Genomic DNA, 17,257 nt, shown 5'->3' with positions numbered 1-17,257 from the left:
TAAAACACCATCTTAATGTCAAAATGAATCAACACTACAAAATTTGGAGCGATACATCGGGTTCGAACCGATGACCTCAACCTTGGCAAGGTTGCGCTCTACCAACTGAGCTAGTATCGCATTTTCATTCTTAATATCTCTTAACTTATCAAGCTAAGAAAAAGAATGGAGGCGCCTCCCGGAGTCGAACCGAGGTCCACGGATTTGCAATCCGCTGCATAGCCACTCTGCCAAGGCGCCTTTTTAATTCAACACTTTAGGGACTTAAGTAAGCCGCACCGCTGTGTTCGGGTGCCTACTTTACGGATTGAGGGGAGATAGTCAAACAAAAAAGTGAATTTAAATTCCGTTTGCTGACATTTAAATCAAATTGCTGCATGTTCGATCTCTTTAATCAAAAAACACACAGCAAAATCGAGTTAAACAAGATGTTCTAGCGCTACCACTTCTTCATAAAACGACCGACAAGACTCGGATGATACGCCCAGCAGTGGTCAAACATAGTCATAAGTTGAGGGTTGCCATACTTAGAAAGACTAACCGCATGGAAACGGTTTTTGTGTTCTTTCAACTTTTCAACCTGAGCAATCATTTCGTCTGATTGTTTCGGCGCAATAAAGTCAGAAAGTACGATTAAATCGGCATTCTTGTATTTATCACCAGTCATTAGGTCAATCGACTTCATGAGAACAGGTTCCAAATCCGTACCGCCGTGGAATGAGTAACTTAAGAAGTCGCTCGCTTCACGTAGGCCATCTTGCCTTGTTAACTCATAGGTAATCTGCTCAGAAGAAAAAAGAATCACATAACAGTCTCTCTCTTCTGCAAGAGCAATTTGCATTAAGGCATAAGCCATTGCTTTAGCAGACTGCTCAGGGAAACCACTCATAGAACCCGAAGCGTCCACACAGACTATAAACGGGCCCTTTTCAATATCGATGTTCTTGCTATCTGGTTTTTGCGCCTTCACTTTGCGTAACGTGCGTGATTTACCTTGCGAGCGATAGCTCAGTAAACGCTTGTCGGCCAAGTGCTTGTAAAAGATAACCTCAAGTTCAGGATAAGCTAAGAACATGGTTTCGTTTGGCAGCATCTTGTTAAGGTCATCACTTTCATGAATCCCGACAATATCATCGACCGCTTCATCGCTTTTCTCTTCAACCACCTGCAATTCTTCTACAGGGGCTTTGTGTAGCGAAGGATCATCTTCCTCACCAGCCATACGGCCTAGCTTTTCAGCGATCTCTTGCAAGCCCTTGTGCTTATTCAAGAACTCAGCATGACGTTTCATGATGGTAAGGTCTGTTTTGCTTAATTTGGCAGAAGCCATGTCCCACAAGCGCCCTACACTGCCTTCATCACCCGACTCAGTCACTTTATCCATGTTTTTCATGGTTTCCATGCGCTGATAAAGATCGGCTAAGACTTTTTCTTTGCTTGTTTCAAGTTCAGTTACTTGAGCTTGTTTAATCGCATCAGAAAGTGATTGGTACCATTGGTCGCAAAAGTAGTGTGGAAACATCGCGTTATAAACACCCTTGTTGTTCTCCATAAGGCGTCGAGCTTGTAGATAAAACGCTGAGTGCCACTCGAGCTTTTTGATAACACTGTCTATCTCATCAAAGAACTGAGGTTCATCCCAGTAAATCACTTCTTGATAAAGGGCGATTTCCTCTTGGAATCGATCAGTTTCACACACCTTGGTGACGCGTTTTTTTACTTTACCGCGCCATTTGACTAAGTGGTTTTTCACTGATGTTTTCACACCTTTGTTCTCTGCAGCCATCATGACTTGAGAACGAGCGATGAGATCATTCATCGCGGTATCAATGATTCCGGAATCAGCTACCATCAAAGCGAGGTTTAAGCCGTCTGCTCCTAACATATGCTCTCCTCTTACTCGAAGTACTGGCTCATAAACTTAATACGCTGAGCGATCTTGGCACTCTTCACTTTCGTGGTTTCAAGATCTTGCGTTACCGATTGCAAACTTGCTTCCATCGCTTTTGGTAAATCAGGGTCAATATAGTTATGAGGTAATGCATCATGGAATTCAGTACGAACGCGTTTTAACTTGAATTCAGCTTCAGTTAACTGTTCTAAGGCTTTCTCAGCGCCACTCAACCACTTGTTGTACAGTTCTTGGTCTAAACCGTCAGTAGTAACCACACTCACCAATACAGAGCGATTGGCGATGTCTTTAATCACTAATTGGTTTGATGCATCCAAGTCGAGTTTTAAACGGCATAGGTTTTTATTTTCGTTTACGTAACCGTAAATATCACCGTGACCTTCTTTAAGAACACGATCAAAATCGTCTTTGGCTACGTATACCCAACGGCTATCGCCTTTCTCAGATTCAGAAACCGACATGTTGCTTTGCAGCATAACCAGTTTCACTAGATTGTAAGCACTGCCCACGCTGTACATTTTCGCGTTCTTGATGTCATTCTGGTAAACATCTTTACGCAACAAGCCACTGGTTGACTCCATAGAAAGTGACACCGACAACGTTGATTCAACATCGTCTTGAATCTCTTCTAACTCTTCACGAGACATTTCAATTTGAGCTTTCGACTCTTGTTGATCAAACGCTCGGTTCAATGCAAAGTCTTTCACCACGCTACGAACCACATCACGTGATTCTGGGCTATGCCACAAACAATCTTGCAGAAGCATAATATCCAGAGGGTTCACGCTATCGCGACCACTAAAGAACGCACTCGCTTTCAATAGTTTAACGGCCTTCTTCCAGCGTCTGTCTGATACATACAATTCTGACTCTGAAGCAGAGCCTTGCTTCTTAACCGTCTCTTCAAGCATGGTTTTTAGTTCAAACAACTTATCAAACGAATTGTCTGTCAGTTCCAGCTTATCGAGCTCTTTCTGCCATTGATGGTATTCAATGTCCGTAATCGCCAAACCTTTTGGAATTACCGCTTCTTGAGAAGTACCCGTCGTCAGCATCGATTTGAAGTTTTGTTTGTTTTGAATACGGTTCACGAACACGCGTACCAACATACGGTCATAAAGTGCTTCCAAGCCGCTGTCTTCATCTGGAAGTTCGTTGGATGCCGATACTAGTAGACGCATCGGTACACGTTCAATATCACTGCCGTTTTTGAAAGTCTTTTCGTTAACGACAGTAAGTAGCGTGTTTAGGATTGCAGGGCCGGCTTTCCAGATCTCATCGAGGAAGACGACTTGTGCAGTTGGTAGGTAGCCTTCGGTTAGTCTTACGTAACGACCGTTGTCTTTTAATTCTTGGATACTTAGTGGGCCGAACACTTCCTCGGGAGTAGAGAAACGAGTCATCAAATATTCGAAATAGCTGCTGTTATCAAAAGCCTGAATGAGACGTTTCGCGATAAGGCTTTTTGCGATGCCCGGAGGGCCTAATAGAAACACGCTTTCACCAGCCAAAGCAGCCAGTAAACAAAGCTTAATGGTGTCTTCTCTTTCGTAGACACCATCAGACAGAGCATGCGCTAATTTATTGATTCTTTCAGAGAGTAGCGCCTTGTCAGCATGTGAAGAAATAGAAGGGTTCATGCGTTACTCCGAAAATCTTTGAACAGTTGAGAGTGTAGAATTGTTTTTATACATTTGTTAGCGCTTTGTTACAAGTGCATTTTATTATTGAGTTGCATTTATATCAGATGGTTACGTCGGTAATTTTGGCGCAATCATAGATTCCAATTATGAGAGTAACATCACGAACGGCGTGAAACTAAATCTAATACGAAACCTAATTTTTCTTTTATTTTCGACACCATAGACGTTATGGTGGTGCACGTCTTCCGTTATACGAAAAATTGGCAAGGAATGTGGCCAGACTGCATGAGTAAAGTTATCCATAAATGGAAAAGTATTTCTCTCATAGAGGAGAACGTGACGCTCCCTACGAACGTCGTGGTAAAACATACAACAATCAATCACCCTGGCGCGGCAGTTATTCTTCCTATCACTTCGTCTGGAAAAATCATCCTCATTAACCAGTTCCGCCCTTCTCTAAAGAAATGGCTTTTGGAACTACCCGCAGGCACGATGGAAATAGATGAGACACCTCTTCAATGTGCCCAACGCGAACTGGAAGAAGAAACAGGTTACAGTGCAACTTCTTTTCAAAGCTTGGGGCAAGTCACCCCTTTGGCTGGCTTCTGTGATGAAATACAGTATCTGTTTGTCGCAAAAGACCTAAGCCTCACTACCCGCTTTGAATGTGATGAAGATGAAGTCATAGAAGTGATCGAGCTGAGCTTAGAAGAACTACACAACAAAATACGACACGATCAAATCACCGATACAAAAACTATCGCTTGTTTAAGTAAAGCCCAACTCTGCGGCTACCTATAATACTCTAGGAGAGAAACATGGACTTTCGTTCTGATACCGTAACTAAACCTTCGCAAGCTATGCGTGACGCAATGGCAAACGCAGAAGTGGGCGATGATGTTTATGGCGATGACCCAACCGTCAACGAACTAGAACAGTGGGCAGCAAATGAGACAGGCTTTGAAGCGGCAATGTTTACCTCTTCAGGTACACAAGCCAACCTTCTTGGCTTAATGGCGCATTGTGAGCGTGGTGATGAATATCTGTGTGGCCAGCAGGCGCACAACTACAAATACGAAGCTGGCGGCGCTGCGGTCCTTGGTTCTATCCAACCTCAACCAATCGAGAATAACCCAGACGGTACTTTAGACTTTAAAAAGCTTGCCGCTGCGATTAAGCCAGACGACAGCCACTTTGCTCGTACTAAGCTGCTTAGTTTAGAAAACACGATCAATGGTAAAGTACTTCCAATGTCTTATTTAGCGGAAGCTCGTGAGTTCGTAAACCAACATGGCTTGCAAATGCACCTAGATGGAGCGCGCGTCTACAATGCGGCAGTCGCGTTAGATGTTCACATTAAAGAGATCGCACAACACTTCGATTCTATGACGATTTGCTTATCGAAAGGTTTAGGCGCTCCAATCGGTTCACTACTTCTTGGTAGTAAAGAGTACATCGCCAAAGCACGCCGCCTACGTAAAATGGTGGGTGGCGGTATGCGTCAAGCAGGCATTCTTGCTGCAGCAGGGAAAATGGCGCTCACGGAGAACGTGGCTCAACTTAAAGCTGACCACGAGAACGCGAAAAACCTAGCGATCGGCCTAAGCAAGTTAGAAGGCTTTTCTGTTAACCCTGATTTCATTCAAACTAACATTGTGTTTGCTAAATTAGATGAATCAGTAGATATCAACCGCATCGCACGAGAGCTAGGTGAACAAGGTATTACTATGTCACCAGGTAATCCTGTTCGCTTTGTTACTCACCGTGATATTAGTACAGAAGACATTGCTCGATTCCTAACGGAATTAGAAAAAGCGCTGTAACTCTCAGCAAAGTTCTCATCTATCGCTATTAATACTTGAGCTTCCCCTAAGGGGAAGCTTTATACTTTTGTTTTCACAGGAGTATATACGTGTACAACAAGTATCTAATCTTACTAACTGCTTCCCTCTCTTTCACACTTCACGCAGACAACTTTGGTGATCCAGAACTCGGTAAACTGAAATCCCCGAGTTGTGTTTTTTGCCATTCAGTTGCTGGCGACAACACGAATAAAAACTCCCCAGACCTTAAAGGGCAAGACCGCCTCTATTTGTTCAATACTATGACAATGTATAAGAACGACCAACGTGAAGGTGCCTACGCTGACATGATGAAGGCTCAATTAAGTCGACTTTCTGAACAAGATTTAAAAGATATTGCTGCCTATTATTCTTCATTATCTAGATAGCGTTCTATTCCATATCGAGAGTTGGCTTTGTTGTGTAATTCAATCGAACTAAACCTAGAACCTACGACCTGTTCAGCTACGCCCACCCCCTCTCGTAGCTCTGTGCCTAAACCTCGTTACAATACAACCAATCATTTATTAATCGAGGCTTTCTGACCTTTTGGATTGATAAAGAGACAATAGTCGGGTGGACGCAGAGCAAACAGAATAAGCGCGCGTTTAGGCCATGTCGGTTCAATGATTTAGCTATCACGACAGCACTCATGGTGAAACGAGTTTTCTCTATGCCACTGACAGCGCTGCAAGGATTTGTAGTCTCGATATTTTGGTTAGCCCATGTGCCGTTAAGTTGTCCGCATTACACCTACATCATTCTTAGAGCCAAGCAAGTTGAGGCCTCATTTAAGACTAAAGCTAGAGGAGCAATACGGCACCTAGCCATCGATGCTACTGGCCTTAAGGTTTATGGTGAATGTGAATGGAAAGTCAAAAAACACGGGACGGATGGGAAGCGTAGAGTCTGGCGAAAGCTTCATATTGCAGTCAATACAAACACACATGAGCTCGTTGCCGCCGAGCTAAGTTTATCAACGGTTACAGATAGAGAATTACCCCCGAACTTACTGAAACAAACTCGTTGAAATATCCTTGAAGTACCTGGTGATGGCGCTCACTCTAAGAAAAAGCGATGTATCGAGTTAAGATGTATCGAGTTAAACAGTTGCCAGGAGGACAACTAACCTAACCCATCAACCAACTGGACTATGTTTTCATGTAGCCACAAGTAGAAAGGATCTGACTCCCTTTTTTTGTGTTGATAAAGCAAAATCTGCTTGCTATTGAATGATGGGAGCCTCGCATGACTAACTTCAACTAGGTTATGTGTATTATCGATATACAGTTCTGAAGTTGGAAATAGAGCCTCGGTTTGCGCTGCCACAGATGCGACATTTGAGATTATTTCGGAACGAAAGACTTCGTTATAATTCAATCCTCTTTGCACCAACATGTTTTCCATCATCCCCTCTTTTTCATTCCACTCAGCCAACTGTGCAATTGCAAATCGACATTCTGAAAGATATTCAAATTCTACAATCTTCTTCAGATGAATAGGATGGGATTTATTCGCATACAACTTAAAGTGATCTTCGGCCAAATGTTTATGCAATATGGCCTTGCTGCCTATTGGGACGTCGTAATTAATGCCTAACTGAATGTTATCTTTCGCTAAATTATCAAGCGTATTCTGGTTCCATATGTGGCAAGAAAATGTCACGTTCGGCGCATGCTTGGCAAGGAATAGAAACAAGATATGAGGCAATGACTGTCCTAAAAGCGGATTAATGGCCAAAGAAATATGCCCAGCGTGGCTGTACGCGTCGAACTTCTTTACCGGAGTTAATGTTTTCTCTAGCAGCGCAATTAAGTCAGGGAGTGACTCTGCGATTTGATTACACCTGTAGGTAGGTTTCATTCCTTGTGGAGTCGAAACAAAGAGCTCATCATCAAGCTGCTCTCGAAGTTTCCGTAACTTCCGACTCACAGAAGGCTGAGCAAGAAAAAGTCGCTCCGCAGCATGGGTAACATTTTGCTCTTCTATCAAAACATGTAGAACCTTAAGTAGGTTCAAATCGATCTTGTTTAGCGCAGCTTTCAAAGTACCAACCTCACAGGTATAACATATTTGTCATACCTGTGATTCTATATAGTCATTTCATAAATACCAAACTTTTACTTACCATTACCTCAACTTAATAAAACAGAATATGGTATTTAAAAATGAAAAAAACTCTACTTTCTTTATTAGTGGTCACGTCTTTCTCTACGGTTGCAGGAACGTCCACAACCAGCTTTAACAATGAAGATAAATCAATTGAAGACGTCTTTGCTAACATTGACTCTTCTTCGTGGGCGGTAAACCCAGAAGATCATGGTATGACGGTGCATGAGTACATAAACCAAGAAGGCATTTGGTTTGCTGACAATTTTGCTCGCAACTTTAAGTTAGGCTTAAACAACCTTCATCACTTCAAAGAACTGGCGAACAAAGACACTCGTTGGGTTGTATCACCATCCATTGATCACTTGTACTCAATGGGCGTTATCGATACCTCCAAACCATTTACAGTCGTTGTACCTGAGAACGATGGGAAATTGGTTACACTTCACCTTCAAGATATGAACCACACTCAACCATTTTATAAGGTTGGCGCAGGAACTTACGAGTTCACTCCTGAAATGTTCGATACAAAATATGTGCTGATAGGCTTGCGTTTTGCGACAGATGGAACAAAACAAAACGTTAAACGGATTACAGAAGAGCTTCAGCCGAAAGTGAAAATTATCGGTGGTGGTCAAGATCTTGAAGGATTGCCAAAGCCAAACACTGAGGCTATGGAAGCAGTTCGTACTGCATTAATGCCTGAATACGATAAGTTAAATGACACATACGATACAGTTCAATACCGAGCGCAAGATGTGACTGACTGGGAAAAGACTACTTACACAATTGCTGGAGCGTTCGGCCTATCGACAGCTGACACCGCAATGTATGCACCTTACGCACTAGAGAATGCCAAAGGTGAACAATGTTACCAAGCGACATACGAAGCACCTAAATTAGCTAGTGACCTAGGTTATTACTCAATCACTGTCTACGATTCAAAAGGTTATCTCATGTCGAACGAGAATAACATCGTTTCGACCAATCAAGGACTGACGCAAAACGAAGACGGTACATTCACGGTGGTATTCGGTGGTTTAGACTGTAAAAAACATGCGGATGGTAATAACGTAAACTTTGCTTACACCCCTAAAGACAACTGGTCTTTCTTATTACGTGTCTATCAACCTAACGTTGAATCAATGAAGGTATACACCCTGCCCGAGATTGAAAAGATCTAAGTGCTTAACTATTGCTATGTATCAGAAGTTAACGTAACCAGTATGACTTAAAAAAAAGCGCCTCAGGCGCTTTCATTTTATACATCTCGAACCCAAACATCATTAACATGTTGCTTAAGTAAATCAATCACGCTTTGGTGAATAAAAACCAAACCATAATCTTCTTCTAGTTTGAAGATCAGCCTTTCTTCTAGTGGAATATTCTCAAACTTAGAAAAATCAAACTCGGTATTTTCAGCATCTATCCAATTAAGCTTACCAAACTGCTTTTCTTGATTCGTCAATTTGTAAGTTTGGTGAATGTAAGGCATCCGATAGTCTTCATACACCTTAATTTGATCATCAGATGGCTGGCTTGGGGAGCAATCGACACGAGCATCTAACCATTCCACACCGTGCACAACCAATTGTTCTACTTTTGAAGCGATATCGCCAATAACAAAAAGCTTTGGTGAAAAAGTCATTTCCAGTAATAAGTCTGGTTCGACAGGTACAATTGGCTTTGGAGTTTGTTGAAATGGAAACTCTGTTAAGTTTTGCTTTGATAAAACACTATATTGATTTTTCATTATCGCCTCAATATTTCGGTACTTCTTGATTGCAATCTAGCTTAAACATCCTCAAATCAGAATAACGGTCATCTTTAGCTACTAGATCGTAAATTTCCTCACAAAACACTGTCGCAGTATCAGCGCCTTGCACCCTAAACAAAATACGTTTTTGGAAAGGTATTTGTACTAGCTTATCTTTTGACAAATACAACTCCATAACAAGGATTTTGTTTCTCTTAGGAGATTTTCTAGTTCGAGACTTAACATCGTCAATAACATCAATAACATTGTTAAGAGCAAGTAAATATCTATCAGTCAACGAGCCATCACTTAATTTTAGTGTCGCTGGGTAGCACTCTATACCATAAGGGTCAAAGCTCATCACGATCTCAGCAAACTCCTTGGTAACACAAAGATCCCCATTATCGGCTATATTTCCAACTTGCTTAGTCGAACCGTCCAGTGCTTCCCACACTATTGGTGATTTCGAGCTCGTAGGTTCATATTCGGATTTACTATATAGTGGCTCTCTATTATCGATACATGTAAAGCTCGTACTAGAAACTTGAAAGTTTTCACTAATTATTGAGAATTTCATAGCTTACTGTTGTTCTCCTATCGTCTTCAACGAACTGCCTTCATAGCAAAATGCCTTTACCTTTTCTTTAGTCGGTACCGGTCTTCTGTAACTAACATCACTCAAATCGTAATGGTTTCGATCACCACCGGAGTTCCTACAAAAATGACATCCGGTGCCTGTATTACTGAGGTGTCTTCCTCGGGCTATCAAGTGAAGTTTATGATTTCCGATTAAGTCTGCAATATCAAGGGATAGTTCATCTAGAGTATCTACGTACTCTTGAGCATTAGTATCGCAATCTACACTTTTTAGTTTTTTTGCAAGCATAGAAGCTACGACTTTATGATACCCAGATAGACTTGTAATCAACGACAAGTCCCCTTCTAATAATTCAGATTTAAACGAATTCGTTTCATTAGCAACATTGGCCTCCAAAGATGAAAGATCTTGCACAATGCTAGTACCCGTTTCTGCCTGATAGTACTCTTCTAAACGTTGATCCGTGTGTCCTGATTTGTGTAGAGGTACCCTATATTGGCATGAAACCTGGTCGATTGTAGGTAAGAAAGTTAAGTTAAACAGGTAGTTTATATCATAACCTTTGTACACGATTTGCTTCTTTCGAACGCTCGATAATTTCTTCGCTACTTCACAAGAAATCAAGTGGTGAGCCGCTACCGAGTATGCTTGAAAGTTTAAAGGGTGTTTATCTCTAACTGAACTAATTTTCTTTGTTTTTAGGCTCGAACGGGACCAACGTCCTTTATCTGTTTGTATACCCATATAGACCTCACATCTTTAATGCTTCTTGACATTGACCTTTCTTTTTACCAGCAATTCTGCAGCAGACCTTACACTTAACTTCTTTTTTGTCTTTTTCCTCATTAGTTTTATCCGCACTCTTCCCTGACTGAGCAGATTTACCAGTGTTGTGCTTAACTTTTGCAGGATAAGCTCGCTCGCCTTTACCCAAAATTCGAGCGAATAACTGGTCAAACTCACCCATCGCTTCTTTTAGTTTATCTGGCACCATTTTATCGATTGTTTTCACTTCGTCGGCTAACTTTAAGAAGTATTCTGCTAGTTCATCCGCACCCATTCTGTTGGCGTATGAAGCCAACTCGGTGGCCACTTCAATACAGGGTTTTAGAACATCCGATACAATGTTGCTAGCCTGTTTGGCGTAATCAACCCATTTTAGGGTACGTAAGAACTTTTCCGGGTCACCTTTACCCATCCCACGCAGTACCGCAAGTAATGTGTCTTTTGATGTACCCTTCCCGCCTTTCAAAGCGACTTTACATGTACCTTTAACTGCACTACCAAACGTTGGAATACAGCCAATCAAAGTCAAAGACAGTGCCAACCAATTTTCTGGCTTATCTCGTTCTTCTTCACTTAATAGTGTCATGATATTTGCTGAAAGGTCTCGTACATCTGCTGCTTGGTCTACGACGGGGATCATTGTCAGCGCTGTGTTTGCAATGATTTGCTCTACCGATGCATCATCATTAAAGTCACCTAAAATTACTCCCCAGACCCAGCTGGCAGCGCCAGACATTCTCTTCCAGGAGTTTTCCCAAAAACCAACCTCGCCTCGCTTTGCTTCTTCAATAATTAATTGAGCATTCGCATTTGGGTTGAAATTAGGGTTAGTTTTAGTTGGGATGTTTGGCATGAATTCGCGACTATCTTCACCATAGTCAATGTTAAATTCACCAGGTGCAACCCCACTCACCGAAGCTTTGCCTACATTATCTAATGTACCTTCAAAGGAAGCGCCGGTTTGATCAATCAGTTTATATGTAGCCCCTTGAACAGGTTCTCCATCAGAATAAGAAAGAAACAGGTCTACCGTATACGTCCCTTCTTGCTCTTCTGTCACAGAAACCGAAGGGTTTTGAGCACCGCCTAAACACATGGTGTTGGCTTTATTCATGGTCATTTGATCAGAAAGGCGGCATACACCGACACCTTCGAACTTAACGGTAGGAGAAGCTGATATGAATTCGGCCTCGGCTTCAATAGTGCCAGAAGCTACGCCCTTTTTATCACCACCGGCATCACCAGTACTGGCGCTGAATTTACTGCCTTTAATAGCAATGCTGTTACCGCCATCCATAGAGACAGTCGTGGTGCCTCCCGCTAAATCGGCAGACTTTGCATTGTTACCATAAGGGATAGGAACAACAGGTTTGCCGACTGTTGTTAAACAAACATCAGGGAGTGTTGCGTTCGCTTCTCCTCCTGAGCCTTGATGAACTACGCTGAGTCCATTCGCACAAACTGTTACGCCCATAGTAAATCCAATTAAATTCCAATAGATGTATGATAAAAGAGATCGCAGGCTGCAATCTCTCTAAGTACGCAGTGAAAATGAAGGATGAGACTGTTACTTCGAGTCTATTTTTAAAAACGGACAGAAGATCTCACAATTAAATCTAATGCTATTGATAAACATCCAGTAACTGCTGAAATTTTAGGTCAATGACCAAGTAAGTCGCGGCATACATAACACCAAAGATCACAGTACTGACGCCAATAATCAACTTAGGGGAAATAACGCGTTTGAGCGGTTTCTTTAAATACTTCGCCTTTAAGTTAACTAACGTTACTTTTTCCTGTTCGGCTAAACGCTCGTCTCGGACTAAGCGATAAATTGTGTTTCCTATCTCTGAAAGCTTTTCGTTACCACGCTCTTCTCGGCCGTACTTGCCTTTGAACCCAAGTTGAAGCAATAAATAAAGGAATTCGATAACGTGTCTGTATTTTCGTGGATCAGCTTTCAAGCGCTCTAAGATGGTGAAGAACTTGTCGCCACCCGATGTTTCGTTATGAAACTCAGACAACAAACTATTTGTACTCCAATGACTGTTCGCCCCCCACTCTTGTCGACATACAGATTCGTCTATCGCAGCACATAAGCAATAGCGTATGACTAATATTGATGCCCGATCCAACTCCATTTCATTGAGCTTTCGTTCACCTTTGCGAATTTCTCGCGCAACTTGTTCTCTAAAAGGGCCAGGGTCGTCCAACCAAGGAATCGAAGACATACATGAGAGACTGGCTATTAACCAGGTAAACTGATCGACCAACGGGTTAACCCCCATGCTCTCGACGTTTAGGTCTCTTACCGCAATATTTCTAGATAAATCAGGTGCAGGCATAACCTCCATTGGTTTGCCTGGTTCTGGTTGAAATAGTACTACGGTGACGTCGTTTTCGGCGTAACTCATAAACGTACAGCCCAAAGCTGTAGTGATAAGTTCGCGAAGTCGCCAGCAATATGGACAGCGATTGCTGCCGTGTTATTCAATGCATTCCATTCGTCACTCGCTTTATCAAGCTCAAAATAGGTATAGCCAGCATGATAAGGCAACGCTCTAGGTACGACTGGCATTGGTTTCATTTCAATGCCCGGCAATTGTAAGTTGATTAGATCGCGAATATTGTCGATCGAACCAATCTTAGTTTGGCTCACAAATTGTGTATGTAAAATATCAAGCGGTACGTCTGCTTTAACAGCAAGAATAAACGTCGTAGATTCGACAATTTTACTGTCTGGAATTGCTGCAGTTCGAATTCCATAGCTTTGCTCTCTCAATGTTAAAGGTATTGCACGTTGTTCTGACATAACACTTAATGTCATTTTCGCGCTATCAAGCGTACGAGATAAACAATCGGTCAGTTGGCTATGGTTGTATTTTGTAAACTCTTGTGGTCTACGAGATGCGGAACACAGTGTAGATAATTCACCTTCCGCTTGTAACAGGATCCGATAAAATGACTCTGGGTGAACGCCTTCAACACTTGCAAAATGCCAGAACAACGGCTCATAACGATTCAAAGCTTGTAACAACATAAAATCAGCAACAGATGACACGCCCTGTTGGTCAACCACGCCTAAACGCTGAACAATCGATTCGGCTCTGTGTTTAAGCATTGACGCGAATTCCGTCGCGAACTTGCTCAAAACTGTAGATGCGTGAATATCAATGCACGTCGGAATATAGTTGTCATCCAGAATGATGCTTCCGTCTGGCTTCACTTCCGAAATTTTCAAAATGGGAATTGATGTATATGCGCTCTTATCTTCATGATCGTACATTAAGAAAAAGTTAAGCTTACCCACCACAATACTTGCCATATCTTCTGATTCATAACATGCATCTACGGCTTCTTGGGTTTCCATGTTATAGCGAGCACCGTCTCCATTTCCGCCAAAGAGTTCAGATCGTTCTGATGGCAGTGGACAGCATAAATACACCACTTTATCCGCAATAGAAGGGTCAACATCTCTTACTTCTGGAAGCTCAGCAAGAAGCGGTAAATCAAATGGAGTACGGTCTTGTAAGATACCTTCTGCTCGTGTGATCCCGATTTTGCCAAGTGCCAGTAGCTCAGTGTTAATCTCAATTTTTTTCACTCCCCAGTGTAAGGGAGAGCTATTAGAGCTAAGCATGTTAGATAACTTGCCTTGAGACCTATCGAGTTGCTGAAAGTGTTGAGGCTTCATGAACATACCATCTTGCCAAACAACTGGGTTATATAAAGACATTCGTCAGTTCCTTAAAAATACGTCTGTTCAATACCGCGAGTATTGTTCGAAGATAATTCACTACCCTCTACTTTTAATCTCAGAAAGTACTCACTTTTTTCTTCGATCACTTCAACCTTCCGCCAAGACGAGCCATTGATATCGCGGAATGCGACAGAAAAACCCAATGCTCTAGTTGTTGGGTCTAACTCTAGAATCTCGTGCAACTTGTCTCCTGGTTGCAGCTGATATTCGTACCGTTTAATGTATTCATCCCCCAAGGAGGCCTTATCATTTTCGAACAAAGCGAAGAAGTCCAAACTACGGAACATAACTGGAGACGTTAATTCGTGAACTCTCAGAATTACTGGGGACGATTGACCTTGGTCACGAACATTGAGGTGTTCTGAAGCTTCGATAACAAGTTCAATCGAAGAAGTCTCAGGAGTTATCCCTGAGGACTCTTTGAACTGCTCCCACATAGAACAACCTGATAATAGAAACAAGGTAATGGGGATTATAAGTTTACGCATGATCAGCTTTTGCAACCTTACTGTATCTGTCTTTCATCAACGCTTTAAATGTCGACTCATTGAATTGTCGAGTATTCTGCTCATAATGTTCGCTGTACTTTTGCCATAGCTTTGACTTACTAAGGAAGCGCGTTTCCTGGCTTAAAGTGTTTGCAAACTGCTGAGGATCATTCACTTTTAGTTGCTCCAATACCAAATCGTTAATTGCCTTCGCATATAAGGTATCGTGCTCGCTAAGTTCATCCAGTATCTGTTCAATTAGCTCATTTGGAGCCAATAGATTTTGACTATTTAGCGTTAACATCAATGTAGTTAGGCTAAGATCATTGTGAGCAAAGGAGCTTTCGTCAGTAAGCTCTTCAACACTCTGTAAATCTTTGTACAAATTATCGATACACAATCGCAAACAAGCGCCCATTTGTTTAAAAAATAAAGCGTCATGTTTCGTGTCAGACTCTAAATCAACACCCAGTCCTTCAAAGAATGCATGTGTTACATTTTCATGTTCGTAAGAAGTTTCACTCAATGCGGTATTACTCTGAGTTCTACTCTCACTTTCAACAGGCTGCTCTTGTGGTTCGGTATGAGGGACAAACTCTTGTGTCACCTCTTCCCACTTGTGGCTTTGTATATTTGCGGAATTAGGGATAATAGTAACAGGCGGTACTTTTGTCGGTTTACGCTTGGGAACATCTGAACTGCCGGTAAGCGTATCTGACTTAAAATCGGTACCTTCAATGTTTGTTGGTTTTAAACGGTTCGGTATCTTAGTTTGATCATCAGCGATGTCTTGAGCATTCAGGTTCGCCTGCTGTTCTTCTTCCATCCCCATCCAATCTTCAGGAATCAGACTAGGGAGGTCGAACTCAGAATGGATGCTTAAACTGTCATCAACAACTTGCCTTTGTGGTTCTATCGATGACTTCATAAGATTTTTTTTGTTACTTTCGTCTCGGACCAAATAATCATCATCTCTCTGCATTGAGAATTTTAAGTGCTCGACGGGATCATGAGTATCTACTCCATCAGGTTTCGTTTCCATGAAGAGATCTTCAAGCGCGCCTGTCTCTGCTTCTTCCTCAACAACGGATTCTTCCAAGTTCATTAAAGGGTCTATTGAATCTCTTTCTGGCGCTATTTCAGAAGCTATGTCGTATGAAGTCGTTACCAACTCAAGAGAAATACTCACTTCATATTGTCCGAGAGAAACTCTGTCACCATCGCACAACGAAACTGGTTGATTCTTTAGGATCTTATTACCATTAACCAATGTGCCATTTGTACTCACATCACTAATGTAATAAGTGTCTCCATATATACTCAATAGACAGTGCGTACCAGATATGAATCGGTTGTGATCCGTTAAAGTCACTGTACAACCTGCTTCTCGCCCTAGAGATCCACCTTCTTCAGGCATCTCGATACTTTTAGCTCCAACATATTCTTCAGGGCACTTCGAGATCACCAAAACCAATTGATTTATACGCATGAATAGCCTTTAAAACAGAAGAGAAACACTAAACTCGACACCACCTAGACCTTCGTTATAAAAAGGTAAGATGTATGAAGCTTGCGGGATTATTTGTAAATGAGCGTCTGGGTTACTTCCTAACTTGATCACACTACCAAAAGTCACAACAGCGCCAGCTTCAAATTGATCGATATCTTCAAGTTGTTCGCCGTAACGAAAGCCTTGGTCGTCAACTTTCCAACGGTTTGAGTATTGCGAGTAACCTAAAGACAAGCCTGCACCTATATAAGGTGTGAACACCGACCAGCTACCTAAAGCATACTGAGGGACAATACGAAATTCGTAATTGGTGACCTCGTTATACACACCATTCTTGGGAGCTTCGATATCATCTTCTGCTAAATAATTGAACCCTAACCACCAACGCCATCGGTTGTTACTTTCATCAATTGGACGTGTATGGACGAACCCGTAACGTAGAGCATCTACTTGTCCACTCGGCCCTTCATCATATTCTATAGTGTCTATGCTCAGCATATTTACTGAACCACCATATCTTTCACCCTTCGCGATTGCGATGGACGAAAAAAGACACATTGTGGATATTAGACCGATTTGACTTAGGTTTCGCATGCTTCCCTCTGAGTTCATCCATATATTAACTAGATGCGCAAGATAGCAAGTATTATGTCTTTTACAATAAGGAGACGGTCACACCCGCCATTTACGACATTATAACTAGCAAAAAAAACGATATATCTACAAGAAAATGCATTACGAATAATTACAAATAAAATTCATTTATAAAATCAAAACTATCAATAATTGAAAAATCAAACGACCAACAACCATCCAAAGAAAGAAGGTTGTTCAATACAAGAAAATTAGCATTT

The 17,257-nt window shown here is 41.8% G+C and carries 16 protein-coding genes, 2 tRNA genes and 1 pseudogene; 5 read left to right on the top strand and 14 right to left on the bottom strand.

All coding sequences use genetic code 11. The features are described 5' to 3' along the window. Window positions 1-44: 44 nt before the first annotated feature. The 4 genes from AB4249_RS05525 to AB4249_RS05510 all read right to left on the bottom strand — a co-directional run bounded on the left by AB4249_RS05525 (window position 45) and on the right by AB4249_RS05510 (window position 3,552). A tRNA-Gly gene (locus AB4249_RS05525) sits at window positions 45-120 on the bottom strand. Window positions 121-166: 46 nt separating this feature from the next. Continuing rightward, window positions 167-240, bottom strand: a tRNA-Cys gene (locus tag AB4249_RS05520). A 199-nt stretch (window positions 241-439) separates the two neighbouring features. Then, a complete protein-coding gene (gene viaA, locus AB4249_RS05515; RefSeq protein ID WP_017064542.1) occupies window positions 440-1,885 on the bottom strand; it encodes an ATPase RavA stimulator ViaA in 1,446 nt (481 codons plus the stop codon). A gap of 11 nt (window positions 1,886-1,896) precedes the next feature. Further along, window positions 1,897-3,552 carry an ATPase RavA domain-containing protein gene (locus AB4249_RS05510; protein WP_017067123.1) on the bottom strand — a complete coding sequence of 552 codons (1,656 nt, stop codon included), beginning with the start codon at window positions 3,550-3,552 and terminating at the stop codon, window positions 1,897-1,899. Between the two features lie 288 nt (window positions 3,553-3,840). On the opposite strand from AB4249_RS05510, the gene AB4249_RS05505 reads away from it, so the two are divergent. The 4 genes and pseudogenes from AB4249_RS05505 to AB4249_RS05490 form a co-directional block, all read left to right on the top strand. Continuing rightward, window positions 3,841-4,356, top strand: coding sequence for an NUDIX hydrolase (locus tag AB4249_RS05505; RefSeq protein WP_372102479.1), 516 nt, complete (start codon window positions 3,841-3,843; stop codon window positions 4,354-4,356). 17 nt (window positions 4,357-4,373) lie between these two features. Next, window positions 4,374-5,378 (top strand): low-specificity L-threonine aldolase, encoded by a 1,005-nt coding sequence (gene ltaE / locus AB4249_RS05500; RefSeq protein ID WP_371725163.1) that lies wholly within the window; start codon window positions 4,374-4,376, stop codon window positions 5,376-5,378. An 89-nt stretch (window positions 5,379-5,467) separates the two neighbouring features. After that, window positions 5,468-5,785 (top strand): cytochrome c, encoded by a 318-nt coding sequence (locus AB4249_RS05495; protein WP_017064539.1) that lies wholly within the window; start codon window positions 5,468-5,470, stop codon window positions 5,783-5,785. Between the two features lie 119 nt (window positions 5,786-5,904). Further along, window positions 5,905-6,423 (top strand): annotated as a pseudogene (locus AB4249_RS05490) (IS5 family transposase); the annotation flags it as partial. A 98-nt stretch (window positions 6,424-6,521) separates the two neighbouring features. Here the strand turns inward: AB4249_RS05490 and AB4249_RS05485 are convergent. Then, window positions 6,522-7,442: a LysR family transcriptional regulator gene (locus AB4249_RS05485; protein ID WP_372058359.1), complete on the bottom strand. Its 921-nt coding sequence runs from the start codon at window positions 7,440-7,442 to the stop codon at window positions 6,522-6,524. A 122-nt stretch (window positions 7,443-7,564) separates the two neighbouring features. On the opposite strand from AB4249_RS05485, the gene AB4249_RS05480 reads away from it, so the two are divergent. After that, a complete protein-coding gene (locus AB4249_RS05480; protein ID WP_017064536.1) occupies window positions 7,565-8,689 on the top strand; it encodes a DUF1254 domain-containing protein in 1,125 nt (374 codons plus the stop codon). Between the two features lie 77 nt (window positions 8,690-8,766). On the opposite strand, the gene AB4249_RS05475 is transcribed toward AB4249_RS05480, so the two are convergent. The 9 genes from AB4249_RS05475 to AB4249_RS05435 form a co-directional block, all read right to left on the bottom strand. Beyond that, the gene (locus AB4249_RS05475) at window positions 8,767-9,258 is read right to left on the bottom strand and encodes a hypothetical protein (protein WP_229648398.1); all 492 of its coding nucleotides are present in this window, start codon (window positions 9,256-9,258) and stop codon (window positions 8,767-8,769) included. Window positions 9,259-9,265: 7 nt separating this feature from the next. Further along, window positions 9,266-9,838, bottom strand: a complete 573-nt coding sequence (locus AB4249_RS05470; RefSeq protein WP_372102476.1) for a hypothetical protein — start codon at window positions 9,836-9,838, stop codon at window positions 9,266-9,268. Between the two features lie 3 nt (window positions 9,839-9,841). Continuing rightward, window positions 9,842-10,603: an AHH domain-containing protein gene (locus AB4249_RS05465; protein ID WP_372102474.1), complete on the bottom strand. Its 762-nt coding sequence runs from the start codon at window positions 10,601-10,603 to the stop codon at window positions 9,842-9,844. Window positions 10,604-10,610: 7 nt separating this feature from the next. After that, window positions 10,611-12,119: a PAAR-like domain-containing protein gene (locus AB4249_RS05460; protein ID WP_372102472.1), complete on the bottom strand. Its 1,509-nt coding sequence runs from the start codon at window positions 12,117-12,119 to the stop codon at window positions 10,611-10,613. Window positions 12,120-12,267: 148 nt separating this feature from the next. After that, a complete protein-coding gene (icmH, locus tag AB4249_RS05455) occupies window positions 12,268-13,059 on the bottom strand; it encodes a type IVB secretion system protein IcmH/DotU (RefSeq protein WP_017062571.1) in 792 nt (263 codons plus the stop codon). Continuing rightward, window positions 13,056-14,381, bottom strand: a complete 1,326-nt coding sequence (gene tssK, locus AB4249_RS05450; RefSeq protein ID WP_017062572.1) for a type VI secretion system baseplate subunit TssK — start codon at window positions 14,379-14,381, stop codon at window positions 13,056-13,058. Before tssK ends, icmH begins: the two co-directional genes overlap by 4 nt. 11 nt (window positions 14,382-14,392) lie before the next feature. After that, window positions 14,393-14,893, bottom strand: a complete 501-nt coding sequence (gene tssJ / locus AB4249_RS05445; protein ID WP_372058368.1) for a type VI secretion system lipoprotein TssJ — start codon at window positions 14,891-14,893, stop codon at window positions 14,393-14,395. Further along, complete coding sequence (gene tagH, locus AB4249_RS05440) at window positions 14,886-16,382, bottom strand: type VI secretion system-associated FHA domain protein TagH (protein WP_372102470.1); 1,497 nt, start codon at window positions 16,380-16,382, stop codon at window positions 14,886-14,888. Before tagH ends, tssJ begins: the two co-directional genes overlap by 8 nt. A gap of 9 nt (window positions 16,383-16,391) precedes the next feature. Further along, window positions 16,392-16,997 carry a hypothetical protein gene (locus AB4249_RS05435; RefSeq protein WP_102333587.1) on the bottom strand — a complete coding sequence of 202 codons (606 nt, stop codon included), beginning with the start codon at window positions 16,995-16,997 and terminating at the stop codon, window positions 16,392-16,394. Window positions 16,998-17,257 lie beyond the last annotated feature (260 nt).

The sequence above is a fragment of the Vibrio sp. 10N.261.55.F4 genome (assembly GCF_041470465.1).
Taxonomy (GTDB): Bacteria; Pseudomonadota; Gammaproteobacteria; order Enterobacterales; family Vibrionaceae; genus Vibrio; species Vibrio crassostreae_C.
This window is presented reverse-complemented; position numbering and strand designations above follow the sequence as displayed.

Excerpts from the sequence above, each read along its gene's own strand:
- viaA (WP_017064542.1), bottom strand. The coding sequence starts at position 1,885 with ATGTTAGGAGCAGACGGCTTAAACCTCGCTTTGATGGTAGCTGATTCC.
- AB4249_RS05510 (WP_017067123.1), bottom strand. The coding sequence starts at position 3,552 with ATGAACCCTTCTATTTCTTCACATGCTGACAAGGCGCTACTCTCTGAA.
- AB4249_RS05505 (WP_372102479.1), top strand. The coding sequence starts at position 3,841 with ATGAGTAAAGTTATCCATAAATGGAAAAGTATTTCTCTCATAGAGGAG.
- ltaE (WP_371725163.1), top strand. The coding sequence starts at position 4,374 with ATGGACTTTCGTTCTGATACCGTAACTAAACCTTCGCAAGCTATGCGT.
- AB4249_RS05480 (WP_017064536.1), top strand. The coding sequence starts at position 7,565 with ATGAAAAAAACTCTACTTTCTTTATTAGTGGTCACGTCTTTCTCTACG.
- AB4249_RS05475 (WP_229648398.1), bottom strand. The coding sequence starts at position 9,258 with ATGAAAAATCAATATAGTGTTTTATCAAAGCAAAACTTAACAGAGTTT.
- AB4249_RS05470 (WP_372102476.1), bottom strand. The coding sequence starts at position 9,838 with ATGAAATTCTCAATAATTAGTGAAAACTTTCAAGTTTCTAGTACGAGC.
- AB4249_RS05465 (WP_372102474.1), bottom strand. The coding sequence starts at position 10,603 with ATGGGTATACAAACAGATAAAGGACGTTGGTCCCGTTCGAGCCTAAAA.
- AB4249_RS05460 (WP_372102472.1), bottom strand. The coding sequence starts at position 12,119 with ATGGGCGTAACAGTTTGTGCGAATGGACTCAGCGTAGTTCATCAAGGC.
- icmH (WP_017062571.1), bottom strand. The coding sequence starts at position 13,059 with ATGAGTTACGCCGAAAACGACGTCACCGTAGTACTATTTCAACCAGAA.
- tssK (WP_017062572.1), bottom strand. The coding sequence starts at position 14,381 with ATGTCTTTATATAACCCAGTTGTTTGGCAAGATGGTATGTTCATGAAG.
- tssJ (WP_372058368.1), bottom strand. The coding sequence starts at position 14,893 with ATGCGTAAACTTATAATCCCCATTACCTTGTTTCTATTATCAGGTTGT.
- tagH (WP_372102470.1), bottom strand. The coding sequence starts at position 16,382 with ATGCGTATAAATCAATTGGTTTTGGTGATCTCGAAGTGCCCTGAAGAA.
- AB4249_RS05435 (WP_102333587.1), bottom strand. The coding sequence starts at position 16,997 with ATGCGAAACCTAAGTCAAATCGGTCTAATATCCACAATGTGTCTTTTT.